This is a genomic window from Ruegeria sp. HKCCD4884 (assembly GCF_013110855.1).
Classification (GTDB): Bacteria; Pseudomonadota; Alphaproteobacteria; order Rhodobacterales; family Rhodobacteraceae; genus Ruegeria.
Genome location: NZ_WVRJ01000004.1, coordinates 57,076 through 69,738 on the forward strand (window position 1 = coordinate 57,076; position 12,663 = coordinate 69,738).

The 12,663-nt window shown below is 55.9% G+C and carries 11 protein-coding genes; 4 read left to right on the top strand and 7 right to left on the bottom strand.

Features of this window, described 5'->3' with window-relative positions; genetic code table 11:
• Window positions 1-62 precede the first annotated feature (62 nt).
• The 3 genes from GS636_RS07325 to GS636_RS07335 are packed head-to-tail and all read left to right on the top strand — an operon-like array spanning window position 63 to window position 2,877.
• Window positions 63-728: a TRAP transporter small permease gene (locus tag GS636_RS07325; RefSeq protein ID WP_171669005.1), complete on the top strand. Its 666-nt coding sequence runs from the start codon at window positions 63-65 to the stop codon at window positions 726-728.
• Entirely contained in the window at window positions 728-2,086 is a 1,359-nt protein-coding gene (locus tag GS636_RS07330) for a TRAP transporter large permease (protein ID WP_171669006.1), read from the top strand. The genes GS636_RS07325 and GS636_RS07330 overlap by 1 nt, the downstream gene beginning before the upstream one ends.
• Window positions 2,087-2,097: 11 nt before the next feature.
• On the top strand, window positions 2,098-2,877 hold the full coding sequence (locus tag GS636_RS07335) for an IclR family transcriptional regulator (protein WP_171669007.1): 780 nt from the start codon (window positions 2,098-2,100) through the stop codon (window positions 2,875-2,877).
• A 357-nt stretch (window positions 2,878-3,234) separates the two neighbouring features.
• On the opposite strand, the gene GS636_RS07340 is transcribed toward GS636_RS07335, so the two are convergent.
• Together GS636_RS07340 and GS636_RS07345 are read right to left on the bottom strand one after the other, a co-directional pair.
• Window positions 3,235-3,630: an ectoine synthase gene (locus GS636_RS07340; protein ID WP_171183728.1), complete on the bottom strand. Its 396-nt coding sequence runs from the start codon at window positions 3,628-3,630 to the stop codon at window positions 3,235-3,237.
• A 15-nt stretch (window positions 3,631-3,645) separates the two neighbouring features.
• Window positions 3,646-4,395, bottom strand: coding sequence for an SDR family oxidoreductase (locus GS636_RS07345; RefSeq protein WP_171669008.1), 750 nt, complete (start codon window positions 4,393-4,395; stop codon window positions 3,646-3,648).
• Between the two features lie 112 nt (window positions 4,396-4,507).
• On the opposite strand from GS636_RS07345, the gene GS636_RS07350 reads away from it, so the two are divergent.
• Window positions 4,508-5,386, top strand: coding sequence for a LysR substrate-binding domain-containing protein (locus GS636_RS07350; RefSeq protein WP_171183731.1), 879 nt, complete (start codon window positions 4,508-4,510; stop codon window positions 5,384-5,386).
• A 436-nt stretch (window positions 5,387-5,822) separates the two neighbouring features.
• On the opposite strand, the gene GS636_RS07355 is transcribed toward GS636_RS07350, so the two are convergent.
• The 5 genes from GS636_RS07355 to GS636_RS07375 are packed head-to-tail and all read right to left on the bottom strand — an operon-like array spanning window position 5,823 to window position 12,571.
• Entirely contained in the window at window positions 5,823-7,511 is a 1,689-nt protein-coding gene (locus tag GS636_RS07355) for an ABC transporter ATP-binding protein (protein WP_171183733.1), read from the bottom strand.
• Window positions 7,508-8,422 (bottom strand): ABC transporter permease, encoded by a 915-nt coding sequence (locus GS636_RS07360; protein WP_171669009.1) that lies wholly within the window; start codon window positions 8,420-8,422, stop codon window positions 7,508-7,510. Before GS636_RS07360 ends, GS636_RS07355 begins: the two co-directional genes overlap by 4 nt.
• Complete coding sequence (locus tag GS636_RS07365) at window positions 8,419-9,387, bottom strand: ABC transporter permease (protein ID WP_171669010.1); 969 nt, start codon at window positions 9,385-9,387, stop codon at window positions 8,419-8,421. The genes GS636_RS07360 and GS636_RS07365 overlap by 4 nt, the downstream gene beginning before the upstream one ends.
• A complete protein-coding gene (locus tag GS636_RS07370) occupies window positions 9,388-10,941 on the bottom strand; it encodes an ABC transporter substrate-binding protein (protein ID WP_171669011.1) in 1,554 nt (517 codons plus the stop codon).
• 55 nt (window positions 10,942-10,996) lie between these two features.
• A complete protein-coding gene (locus GS636_RS07375; protein ID WP_171669012.1) occupies window positions 10,997-12,571 on the bottom strand; it encodes an ABC transporter substrate-binding protein in 1,575 nt (524 codons plus the stop codon).
• Window positions 12,572-12,663 lie beyond the last annotated feature (92 nt).

A 12,663-nucleotide genomic window follows, 5' to 3' on the forward strand; every position in this document is an offset into this window, starting at 1 on the left:
TGATGTGAACCGGCCCCAAACGGGCCGGTTCCAAAAACACACCGACTGGGAGGACGGGGTACATGTCGTTATGGGCAGACATAGGCGCGATCTTCAGCGCCTTTCTCAGCCAGGATTCGTTCGAGATTCAATCCGCTCTGGAATCTGACGCTGCTTGGGTTTTTGGTGCAGTCGTCTCGGCACTTGGCGGTTTTCTGGTCATGTTGCTCTATAGAAAGGTGCCCTTCATAGAACGTCATTTGGAACGATCAGTGATGGTTTATTCCTATCTTGCCATTGCACTGATCATCTTCTGGGGTGTGATCGACCGCTTCGTGTTCAATGATCAAGAACCATGGTCGACGACCATTCCGCCATTGCTGTTTATGGTCATGGCTTGGTTTGGCGCATCTTACAACGTACGCCTTCGTACGCACTTGAGCTTTAGCGAATTCCGCACCGCAATGCCGAGGGCAGGGCAACTCGCTTGCCTGATCCTTGATGCGGTTTTGTGGTTTATCTTCGCTGTGATCGTCATTGTCACCACGTCCCGCCTGGTCGCCCTGTCCGCGTCAAATTTCCAGATCGTACTGGGTACCGACAACGTCATGCAGTGGTGGTTTCTTCTGGCTGCGCCGCTGTCGTTCTTCTTGATGGTAGGGCGCGTGTTTCAAAATCTCGCGGATGATCTGCACAACTGGAAAACAGGCGACCCGCTCATCAAACAGGCCGTGATCGGAGCAGACTAATGACAGATGGAACCATGGTCACACTGATCTCGCTTGGGGTCACATTTCTATTCATGCTGGGCGTTCCGGTTCTGCTGGTCATCGGCTACTGGGTTATCGGTTGTTCGTTTGTCCTTGGCTTGACGCTCGACAATATGGGTGCCGAGTTGCTGAACGTCTTCAACAAGGGTTTCGCCCTGCTGGCGATGCCGTTGTTCATTTTGACCGGAGACCTGATCAACAAATCCGGTATCGCCCGGAGGCTCAGCGACTTCGCCTATGCCTGTTTGGGTTGGATACGCGGCGGGTTGGCGATGGCCTCGCTGGGGGCGTGCGGATTGTTCGCCGCTATCTCGGGCTCGAACTCGGCCACGACTGCCACCATTGGTTCCATGTTGCACCCGGAGATGGTCAAAGGCGGTTATGATGAGCGGTTCAGCGCGGCCACTGCGGCGGCGGGGGGCACGGTGGGGATTATCATTCCGCCGTCGATTATTTTCATTGTCTATGGGTTCCTGATGAACCTGCCGATTTCGGAGCTGTTCGTTGCGGGTATCCTGCCCGGTGCGCTGATGGTCATGGGGATGCAATTCGCTTGCTGGATCATCTGTCGCATGAATGGCTGGGGGTATCTGATCCCACTGCAACTGAATCGGGTGTTGAAAACCGCGTTCGGCGCTTGGCTTGGCTTCTTTGCCATCGGTTTGGTTTTGTGGGGCATCTATACCGGTAAATTCTCACCCACCGAAGCGGCGGGTGTGACTGTTGGATTTTGCGTGATTGCAGGCTTGGTCAGCTATCCGATCAATCGCTTGATGGGCGCCCGCAACAACATTTCACCAACCGAAAAAACCTATGCCGAGATGTTCGTGGTCGAAGGTTTTACGATCCCCGAGATCCCCTCAATTGTGATCCGGTCAGCCCAGATCACAGGTATCCTTGCACCGCTGATCGCAATTTCAGTGGTGATGCAGCAAATCCTGTCGCTGCTGGGGGCGCAAGAAACCATTGGGAACTTTGTAACCTCGATGGGCGGCTACCACGCGGTTCTGTTTACCTCGATGGTGATTGTCTTCTTTTCAGGCATGGTGCTGGAAAGCCTGCCAGTGACGATCATCCTTGCGCCGATACTCGCGCCAATCGCGGCCTCGGTTGGAATAGACCCGATCCATTTCTCGGTGATCTTCCTTGTGGGCGCATCTATCGGCTTCATCACGCCACCTTACGGTTTGAACCTCTATGTGGCATCAGGCGTGACGGGTGTGCCCTATTTCCGCCTCTTGCGATACACTGTGCCCTATCTGGCGGCTTTGCTGTCGGTATGGATCTTGGTGTCGCTTGTGCCCGATCTGGCCTTGATCCTGCTGCCAAATAACTAGAATGTTGCGGGATGGCCGAGACGGAAACCCAAGACAAAGAAACTCAGATCCCGACCAACCTGCGCCTTCTTCTTATCCTTGAGGAGGTGGCGCGGCGTGGGGTCGCCATCAAACCAGCAGACCTGATCGAGACTTTGGGGCTGGCGAAGCCCACAGTTCACCGTCTGCTCCAAACAGCTGAGGCCGAAGGTTTCCTGCAGCGAGATCTGGATGGCCGCTCATACGGCCCTGGGCACCGGCTGCGGTTGCTTTCGGTCAATACCATGTCCTCCGAACACCTGCGCACGGCGCGATTGGCAATCTTGCGCAGTGTCGCCGAAAACGTTGGTGAGACTTGCAACTTAGCCATCCCGGACCGGGAAGGAATGATCTACCTCGACCGGGTCGAAACGAAATGGCCGCTACGCATCCAATTGCCTATCGGTACTCAGGTACCTTTCCATTGTACAGCCAGCGGCAAGATGTACCTGTCTACTCTGCGTCAGAAGACGTTGGATGGATTTCTCTCTGCAGGCAATTTGCAACCCCAGAGCGAACGATCCCTAACGGACCCTAAAGCACTACGCGACGAAATCCGCGGAATCTCTGAAAGGGGTTACGCGACAGATGATGAGGAATTCATGGCCGGAATGACGGCCATCGCTGTGCCCATTCTTGATGGACAAGGCAGATTGGTGGGCACACTTTCGGTGCATGCTCCAACCCAACGTCACGACGTCAACAGTCTGCTGTCCTTTCTGAACATCCTGCAAAAAGGAGCAGGTGAACTTTCCGAAATGCTAATTGACTGATGTCTGCTCGTGACCATCGTCAGGACTGTCGTCACATCAGACTAAAAATGATTTTAACAAGCCGACTGAAGAATTCAGCTATCCGGAAAACGCCGTATTTGGTTGTCGCAAAGTCGGACCTTTTCCGGGCCGAAGTCACCAACCGATCCGACAAGTGACTACAAGCGTTTTTACTCAACAGGTCTGACACTTAAATGCACGCGGCCAAATTCTGATCAGGTGAAGCCACTGGGACCAAAGAAGCCGCTTCGAATGTGCACGGCGCGACGGCAACCCGAGGCGATTGCTGCAATGGCCGAGTGAAGGACGAGGTGCTTCATGCTGCTTTGCGGTCGGATTTTGTCGTTCTGCTCCGATCTACTCAGGTTCAGCTTCGACGCTGTAGCTTCCATCTTCGCGGTGAACTTCGCGCCCGCTGAGAGGTGGGGTGAAGACGCAAACAAGTCTCAGGTCGGTCTCTGTGGCTTGCACCACGTGCCGGTCATGGTGATCCAATGCGTAAAGGGTGAATGGCTCTAGGATATGCCAGGGTTCATCATCGGCGGCTCTGATCCGACCATTGCCCTCGATACAATAGCAAGCCTCCAGATGGTGGGTGTATTCAAGCTCAAGCGAGGCACCCTTTTCGATGAGCGTGTCAGTGAGCGTGAACCCCATGCCATCCGAGGCCAAAAGCAACCTTCTGCTGTTCCAGCCTGGTCCAGAGACGTCCCGCTCTGTTCCAAGAATGTCTTTGAGTGCTTTGACAATCATTTCACTCTCTCTGTTCTACCTGACTGCGCGGTTCATGCCGCCGTCGGACAGTATACTCTGACCATTGATGTATCGGGCCCCCTTACTTGCGAGGAACACGCATGTCTGGCCAATTTCTTCGAATGTTGCCGCCCGCTGCGCGGGAATTTCCATACGGGCCCGCTCGGACAGGTTCACATTCTCGCAGAACCCGGGAAGTAGGTTGTTCATGCGAAGGTTGTACCGCGCATAGCGATCCCCGTAGAGCTTTGAGAAACTGTGCAAAGCACCGCGCAACATGCTCATGGGATAGGGCGCGCGAGGTTCGATTGTGTTCATGGAGGAAATGTTTACGAACGCTCCACCGCCCTGTTCGATCAAGATGGGCGTGACGATGCGAGCAATCTTCACAACGTTCAGCACATACATATCCAGGCTTTCGTGCCACAGCTCGTCGCTCAGTTCCAAAAGCGGCCCGTCAAAATCAGGATCGAAGCCAACAGTTTTGATGGCCTCGGGTACCGAACCACCGTGCCCCATATTGCTGACAATAGCGTCAATCCGACCATACGCGCGCATGGTGTCATCAACCATCGCCTGCAGATCGTCCACATCCAAAACCGAGCCACGGCGGCCGATGCCACCAAGCTCTTCCGCCAGTTCAATCGAGCGATCGGACGGCGACATCAGCGAGACCTTGTAGCCCGCCTTTGCCATTTCAATGGCGCACCCCCGGCCAATGCCTTGGCCCGTACCTGTCATCAGCGCAACTTTGAGTTCGGACATGCGACCCTCGATCAATCAGACCCATGAGATTTCTTAGATTGACCCCGCTATAACTCTTTGTAACCAATGATGCCTATCGAGTTTATCTGATAAGGTTGTTAGTTTTTCTCACATGGCTGAAAATCTCAGACACCTTCGCGCCCTTCAGGCTTTTGACGAAACTGCGACCCATTCCAGCCTGACCAGAGCAGCGGACGTGCTGAATGTCACTCATGGGGCGATCAGTCGACAGATCAAATTGCTAGAGCAACATCTTGGCGTAACGCTTTTTCATCGTCACCCCAATGGCGTTGAACTAACCGACGCCGGGGAACGCCTGCATCAATCAACACGTGGGGCGTTTTCTGCTTTGCAGTTGGGTGTGACAGAGGTGAAGCGTTTTCATCATCGTCAGTCGATCACGGTGTCTTTGTCGACGTCGCTGGCTCTCAAATGGCTTGTGCCATTGCTGAGTTCGTTTCAGCAAGAGCACCCGGAAATCGCCCTGTTGCTAGACACGAATGATGCCTTTGCAGATTTTGACAGATCCGATGTCGACGTCGCATTGCGGTTTGGGGAACCCAATTGGGACGGGCTCTATCATGAGCAAATCCGAGAAGAGGAATTGATCGTCGTTGCCGCGCCTTCGCTTGTAGAAAACAAGCAGCTACCAATGCGTGCCGGAGAGGTGGCAAAATACCCTTTGTTGCATGATACCTTCAATGCGGGTTGGGACCATTGGGCCTTACAAGTTGGCCTGGACGCGGATCGCATCAAAGCGCGGAACATCAATTTCGTGGACAGTGCTGTTCTTTTGGAAGCTGCGATTGACGGCCAAGGCGTGGCCTTGGCGAGACACCTCTTGGCGGAGAGAGATTTAAAGCTTGGTCGGCTGGTCCGCCTGGATGAAAGCCGCGTGTCATTGAACCGTGGCCTCTATTTCGTCTGCCGAAACGGAGATCAAGATCGTGTCACTGTGAGAACCTTCAAGCGTTGGCTGATGTCGATTTGAGGCGATGTCCCGTAAACGATGCCCCGCTAGGCCATCAAGGGTCCGCTCACTTCAGAAGTCGACTATGTCCGCGAACTTTCAGTTCACTCGGACTCCAATTTCCAAGCGCAGCGAATGGCTGGTCTGACGGGCCACGACGCAGCATCCTCAAGGTCGGTCGAAGGTCGGGAATGGGCCGCCCGTGAAGCCGGGCGGAATTGACATAGCGAACATTATTCCCGAAGGACAAGTCACGCGCGGAATCCGTCGGTTTAGCCCACACTCCAAGCTTGTAAGCTGAACCCGAGACAATCTTAGGCCGACTGGACCGATCTGATGCGCCGAGATGGAAGCATATCCAGTCGGTGTTTGAGTTTAAACTTCCGTTGATTGCTTGCGCTTCCACATCTCCAGCAACGTCTTCTGAAAAAAACCGATGTAAGACTATGTCGTAAGATTATGCCAACTGCTTTAACCGGGGCATCAAATCCAAGAGTTCCCTAGTATACGAATGCTGCGGATCTTCGAACAACGAATCCGTCTCCTGGACCTCAAGCAACTTCCCATTACGCATCACGCCCACCCTGTCACACATCTGACGTACGACCGGGAGATCGTGGCTGATAAAGAGCATGGTCAAGCCGAGATGTTCCTGCAGGTCTTTGAGAATGTTCAGGATTTGCGCTTGAATAGAGACATCCAAGGCGCTTGTCGGTTCATCGCAGATCAGAAAACGGGGCTGAGTTGCGAGGGCGCGAGCAATACAAATGCGCTGACGCTGCCCTCCGGAAAATTCATGTGGATACTTACGCCATGCGTCCTTAGCCAGCCCAACCCAGTCGAGCAATTCGCGCACACGTGGTTCGATAGCGGGCTTGGGCAGGATTTTATGGTGATGGATGGGCTCGGCCACGAGATCCCCAACCCTCATGCGGGGATTCAAACTGGAGAACGGGTCTTGAAAGATCATCTGGATCTGGCGGCGGTAGGCTTGCAGAGCCTCTGCCTCCATGACTGTGACGTCTTCGCCATCAAAGATAACCCGTCCGCCATCTACGGGATAGAGCGTTCCAATCATCCGCGCGACCGTGGACTTGCCAGAGCCACTTTCGCCCACAAGGCCGAAAACCTCACCGTCGCGAATGTCGAAACTCACCTGATCGACGGCAGTGAAGTACTTGCGTTGCGATGGTAGCAGCCCACCTTTTTGCAGGAACGTTTTAGTAATGTTTTCGACTTCCAGCAGCTTGCCGGTTTTGGACAGATCAGTCTTGTCCCAATGGGCCGCCAGATCGTCAATCTTGAAGGTTCTTTCCCGCTCGCCATAATTGACCACTGGGAAACGCTCGACCTTGGTGTGCGGGCGCGGCACGGCGGCAATCAGGGATTTGGTATACTCATGTGTAGGCGCGCCGAGGATCTGATCGGTCGTGCCGCTTTCAACCACATGACCGGAATACATCACAGTGACCGTATCGGTGGTGTCGGCGATAACACCCATATCATGGGTGACGAGGATCACGCCGACCTGACGCTCTTTCGCCAGTTCCTTGATCAGATCCAGCACCTGCGCTTGGACAGACACATCCAGGGCCGTTGTAGGTTCGTCCGCGATCAGAACACTGGGTTCGGTACAGAGCGCGAGCGCGATTACCACCCGCTGACGCATCCCGCCGGAAAACTGGTGCGGATACTGGTTGAAACGATCCGCCGGGTCGGGGATGGACACGCGATCCAGCAGGGCAATGGCGCGCTTTTTCGCCTCGGACGCGGACAGGCCAAGATGCAGTTGGATCGTCTCGACCAATTGCTCACCAACTGTGAACAGCGGGTTCAGCGAGGTCAGCGGGTCCTGAAAGATCATCCCGATCTCTTTGCCCCGGATCCGGCGTTTATCCTCGGCGTCCAACTCGTCGATGCGGCGCCCATTCAGCCAGACCTCACCCTCTGACACATGGGCCGGAGGGTCCAGCAGGCCGATCACGGCGTTGCCGGTCATGGATTTGCCTGCACCGCTCTCGCCGACAACGCCCCGGATTTCACCGGGGTGGAGATCATAGGTCACATGCTCGACCGGCTTGAAGATGCCGTGGCGGGTGGGGATTTCCACCGTCAGGTTGCGGATCGAAAGAACGGGATCGGTCATTTCAGCCTCGGGTTCAGAACATCACGCAGCCAGTCGCCCAGCAGGTTCACACTCAGCGCCAGTGCCAGCAGAGTGCAGGCGGGGAAGAACAGGATCCACCACTCGCCCGAGAACAGGAAGCCCTGCCCGATACGGATCAGCGTGCCGAGTGACGGTTGCGTTGGTGGCGCTCCAACACCAAGGAAGCTGAGCGTCGCCTCGGCAATGATCGCCAGCGCCAGCGAGATGGTCGCGATCACCAGAACCGGTGACAGCACATTGGGAAGGATATGGCGCAGCATGATCGTCAGCGGGCTTTGCCCGATGATGCGCGCGGCGGCGACATAGTCCTTGTTTTTCTCGACCAGCGTGGCACCTCGGACCACACGAGCGAACTGCACCCAATCGGACAGGCCAATGGCCAGGATCAGCACCCAGATCGCCATTTGGTCGCGGTATTCCACCGGAGTAATGCCTTTGGCGATGCCAAAGATAAGCATGGCCAGAAGAATCGAAGGGAAGGTCAGCTGAACATCCGCCGTGCGCATGATGATGGTTTCAGTCCAGCCCCCAAAATAGCCCGAGAGCAGGCCCAGAATAATGCCCAGAACCATCGCAAACAGAACGGCCGCCACCCCAACAAATAACGAGATCCGCATTCCGTACAGGATGGTCGAAAACACATCCCGCCCCTGATCGTCGGTGCCCATCAGGAAGCTTTCGCCTGTAAAGGCATTGTGTTCCATCGGCGGGGTGAAGCCGTTCATCAGGTTCAGGCTGGCCGGGTCAAACGGGTTTGTCGGCGCAATCAACGGTGCAAGGATGGTGGCGAGGATCAGGAACAAAGCCACAGTCGCTGAGACCATCGCGACGGGCGAGCGGCGAAAGGCGTAGAACTGGTCGCTGTCCAGAATGCGTCTCACTCGGCTCATGCGCTGACCCTCAGGCGCGGGTCGATGAAGGCATAAAGGATGTCGACCGCAAGGTTGATAGTGACAAAGATGACCGAAATCATCATCAGGTAAGCTGCCATGACAGGAATATCCACGAACTGGATTGCGTTGATGAACAGAAGGCCGAGACCCGGCCACTGGAACACCGTCTCGGTGATGATGGCGAAGGCGATGATGGCCCCCAGTTGCAGACCGATGATGGTGATAACCGGGACCATGGTGTTTTTCAGCGCATGGCGGAAATTGATGGTCCGGTCGCTGAGGCCGCGGGCGCGGGCAAAGCGGATATAGTCTTGCCGGAGGACTTCCAGCATCTCGGACCGCACCAGCCGCATGATCAGGGTCATCTGATACAGACCCAATGTAATCGCTGGCAGGATCAGCGCCTTAAGCCCGCTGCTGGTCAGCAAGCCGGTGTTCCACCAGCCCAGATCCACAACCTCTCCGCGCCCGAAGCTGGGAAGCCAGCCAAGTTCAACCGAGAAGATGTAAATCAACAGGATGCCGATCAGGAAGGTGGGCAGGGATACCCCGATCAGAGAGGCTGACATGATGAGATTCGCGGCAAACCCGTCTCGCCGGATTGCGGTGAAAACACCCAGTGCGATGCCTAAGACTATGGCAAATACGGCCGAGACCAGCGCCAGCTCCAGCGTGGCCGGAGCGCGCTCGGCCAGGATTTCAGCGACCGGACGCCCCTGACGGAAGCTGACGCCGAAATTGCCCTGTACCGCTTCTTGCAGAAACTTCACATATTGCACCGGAAACGGCTGATCGAGTCCCAACTGAGCGCGCAGACGTTCCACATCTTCCATGGTCCGCTCTTGCCCCAGCATGTTGTCGATCGGATCACCGACAAAGCGGAACATGGAAAAGGCGACAAGGCCCACGACGAACAGAACCAGCGCCGACTGGGCAACGCGCCTGATAATGTATGACAGCATTTAGTTGACCGTGACCCAGCGCAGAAGGAAGAAATTGTCGGGCCGTTGTGTCAGCTCGATATTGCTGCGCGCGCCCCAGACCAACGGCTGGACGTAAAGGGGCACATAGGCGACCTCATCCTGAAGTGTGCCTGCAACCTCATCCAGCATGGCCTGACGGGTAGGCTCATCGATCTCGGACTGGATTAGTGGCAGCAATTCATCCACGCGGGCGTTGGAATAGCCGCCAAAGTTCCACGAACCCAGCTTCTTTTCCTCATTGGGTGTCGATGCGAGGAAACGCACAGGATGCTCGGCATCAAATGTGCCCGGTGACCAGCCCAGCAGATACATATCGAAGTTGTCGGCCCGCAGTTCCGGCCAGTAGTTTTGAACCGGCATAGCGTCGAGCGTCACGTTCAATCCAACTTGCGTCAGCATAGCGGTAATGGCCTGACAAACGGATTCGTCGTTTAGGTAGCGGTTGTTGGAGCATTTGAAGCTGACTTCGGCCCCTTCGGCTCCCGCTTCGGCCAGCAACGTCTTCGCACCTTCTGGGTCGTAGGCATATGGGTCTGCGTTTGCAGCTGAATAGCCACGCATCGCCGGGCTGACCAACTGGCTTGCCACTTCGGCGTTGCCGCGCATGATGGTTTGCAGGATGGCTGGTACGTTAACTGCTTTGGCAACTGCCTCGCGTACGCGCACGTCGCCAAAAACGTCGGTCCCGCCTTGGCCCGTTTCACTTGCGCCTTCCTGCTGGTCGAAGCCCAGCATGATGACACGTGCTTCGATGCCCTGAATGACTTTCACGTCCGGGTTGCCCTGCAACCGGGCGACGTCCTGAATGGGAACCGGGTTGATGAGATCCACATCGCCTGAAAGCAGAGCTGCCAGAGCGGTCGCTGGATTCTGGATAGGCACCAGTTCGGCACGAGTCAGGTTGTGTTCGGTCTCGCCCCACCAGCCTTCGAAAGGCTCTAGAACAGTGCGCAGGCCCGGCTCTCTCGCGGTGACTCGGAAGGCGCCGGTACCGTTGGCGTTGAGCGTTGCGTAGTTACCTGTTTCTTTGTCGGGAAGGACTGTGTCATTCGCCTCGGCCCAGCCGCTATCCATGATCATCCAGTTGGCGATGCTGTCCGGGAAGATTGGGTTTGGTGCGGTGGTCATCACGTCAACGGTGTAATCGTCAACCTTGACAACCTCGCTAACGGGCGCGAACCAGCTGCGGGTGTCCGAATTTTCGTCAGACGCCCGCTGGTACGAGAAGATCACGTCATCCGCATTGAATTCAGACCCATCATGAAACGTTACGCCCTCGCGCAGTTTGAACCTCCAGCCATCGCCGTCCCCGATGGTTTCCCAACTGGTCGCAAGCGCCGGTTCGATGGTCATATCCTTGCCTCGCCGAACAAGCCCTTCGTAGACATTGTTCAAAAAACCCAGAACTGGGGCGGAGTTGACCGCATGAGGATCCATTGTTTGCGGGTCCGTTGTGACGGCAAACGTGAACTCTTCGGCTGCGACGGGTAAGGCAAGCGCGCCCAAAAGCGCGGCAGTGGTCAAACGTTTCATGATAGCTCCCACTTATTGGTGGCGGGCCCCGTATTTCGAGGCCCGGCCACGTTTCTTATTTCAGGCCGAAATGCTTGACCATAGGCTGATCTTCAGGATCAACGTTGATGTCCAGGTTTTCAGCCATGCCCCAGTTCAGCACCTGATGGTGGATCGGAATATAAAGCTGTTCGTCCTGCACCACGCGCCAGATCTCGGCGATAGCCTGATCGCGCGCGACAAGATCCGTGTTCGAGGCCAGCGACTTGATCTTGGCATCCAACTCATCATTGTCATACCCGGTGCCGTTCCACGTCCCGATGTCGCTTTCACGGCCATGGACGAGGAAGTTGAAGATGTATTCCGAGTCATAGGTCGGAACGCCCCAACCCAGCATGTAGAAATCGGTTTTTCCGTCTGTGATCAGCGGGAAGTGCTGCGCCTTTGGCTTGGCATCCAGATTCACCGTAATGCCGATCTGACCCAGCATCCCGACAGCAGCCTGACAGATGCCTTCATCGTTGATGTAGCGGTCATTGGGGCAATCCAGCCGGATCGAGAAGCCGTCGGGATAGCCCGCCTCGGCCAACAGAGCCTTCGCGCCTTCAACATCCGTGCTGCTTTCACCGTCCATCTCGGCGGTCCAGCCGTTGACGAACGGCGGTGCGATCATCCCGGCTGGTTGCGACTGACCGCGCATAACCACCTGTTGGATGGCGTCCCGGTTGATCGCCTTGGACATGGCCTGACGTACCCGGACGTCGGCAAGGGGGTTCTTGCCGTCGACGTTATCCGCTTCGATATCATCCCCGCCCTGGTTCATACCAAAGAAGATCACCCGGTTTTGCGGTGCTTGCTTAACGACCAACCCGTCCACAGCATTCACCCGGTCCAGATCCTGCACCGGCATATCCTGAAGGAAGTTCACCTCGCCCGACAGCATCGCCGCAACGCGGGTGGCGTCGTTCTGGATCGGTGTATAGATGATTTCGCTGATCGCCATCGGGAACTGATCACGACCCCAATAGTCTTCGTTCCGCTCCATCACGGTTTTCACATCGGGCTCGCGGCTAACCAGCTTGTAGGGGCCGGTGCCATTCACATTCACAGTCGCAAAGGTGATCTCACCACCTTCAAAGTCCTGAACGTTGACCGCGTTGTTCGCCTCGGTCCAGCCTTTGTCCATGATAAACAGGTCGGTCAGGTTCGCCGGCAGGATCGGGTTCGGGCCGTCGGTCACGATCTCGACCGTGTGGTCATCAACAGCACGCACCTCGACAATCGAGTTGATTAGCTCTTTCATGTCCGAGTTTGGTTGTTTCGCGCGGTTGATACTGAACACTACATCTTCTGCGGCGAAATCAGCACCGTCATGGAACTTCACGCCCTGACGCAGGTTGAACACCCAGACATTCGGATCACTCTCGCTGGGGGCCCAATCGGTGGCCAGCGCAGGCTCAAAAGCGCCGGACGTGTCGCGGATAATCAGAGGTTCATACATCTGGTGGCGCACGGTATGCGTCGGCCCTTCGTTTTGCGAATGCGGGTCAAGCGTCAGCGCATCCCCCGAGCGCGCCCAACGCAGGGTTTCTGAATTGGCCAACGACGTCGTCGTCATCAACAGCGCAAGCGCGAGTATTGGTTTGTTCATGTTTTTCTCCCATTTTGCAGATGCTTATCTGCTTTGAATTCGCGATGCTCTGTCGCAAATTTCTGTGAACGTTATGGTTGTGGATAGCATAC

Coding starts and splice junctions, on each gene's coding strand:
- GS636_RS07340 (WP_171183728.1), bottom strand. CDS start 3,630: ATGATTGTCAAAGCACTCAAAGACATTCTTGGAACAGAGCGGGACGTC.
- GS636_RS07325 (WP_171669005.1), top strand. CDS start 63: ATGTCGTTATGGGCAGACATAGGCGCGATCTTCAGCGCCTTTCTCAGC.
- GS636_RS07355 (WP_171183733.1), bottom strand. CDS start 7,511: ATGACCGATCCCGTTCTTTCGATCCGCAACCTGACGGTGGAAATCCCC.
- GS636_RS07370 (WP_171669011.1), bottom strand. CDS start 10,941: ATGAAACGTTTGACCACTGCCGCGCTTTTGGGCGCGCTTGCCTTACCC.
- GS636_RS07375 (WP_171669012.1), bottom strand. CDS start 12,571: ATGAACAAACCAATACTCGCGCTTGCGCTGTTGATGACGACGACGTCG.
- GS636_RS07350 (WP_171183731.1), top strand. CDS start 4,508: ATGGCTGAAAATCTCAGACACCTTCGCGCCCTTCAGGCTTTTGACGAA.
- GS636_RS07360 (WP_171669009.1), bottom strand. CDS start 8,422: ATGAGCCGAGTGAGACGCATTCTGGACAGCGACCAGTTCTACGCCTTT.
- GS636_RS07365 (WP_171669010.1), bottom strand. CDS start 9,387: ATGCTGTCATACATTATCAGGCGCGTTGCCCAGTCGGCGCTGGTTCTG.
- GS636_RS07330 (WP_171669006.1), top strand. CDS start 728: ATGACAGATGGAACCATGGTCACACTGATCTCGCTTGGGGTCACATTT.
- GS636_RS07335 (WP_171669007.1), top strand. CDS start 2,098: ATGGCCGAGACGGAAACCCAAGACAAAGAAACTCAGATCCCGACCAAC.
- GS636_RS07345 (WP_171669008.1), bottom strand. CDS start 4,395: ATGTCCGAACTCAAAGTTGCGCTGATGACAGGTACGGGCCAAGGCATT.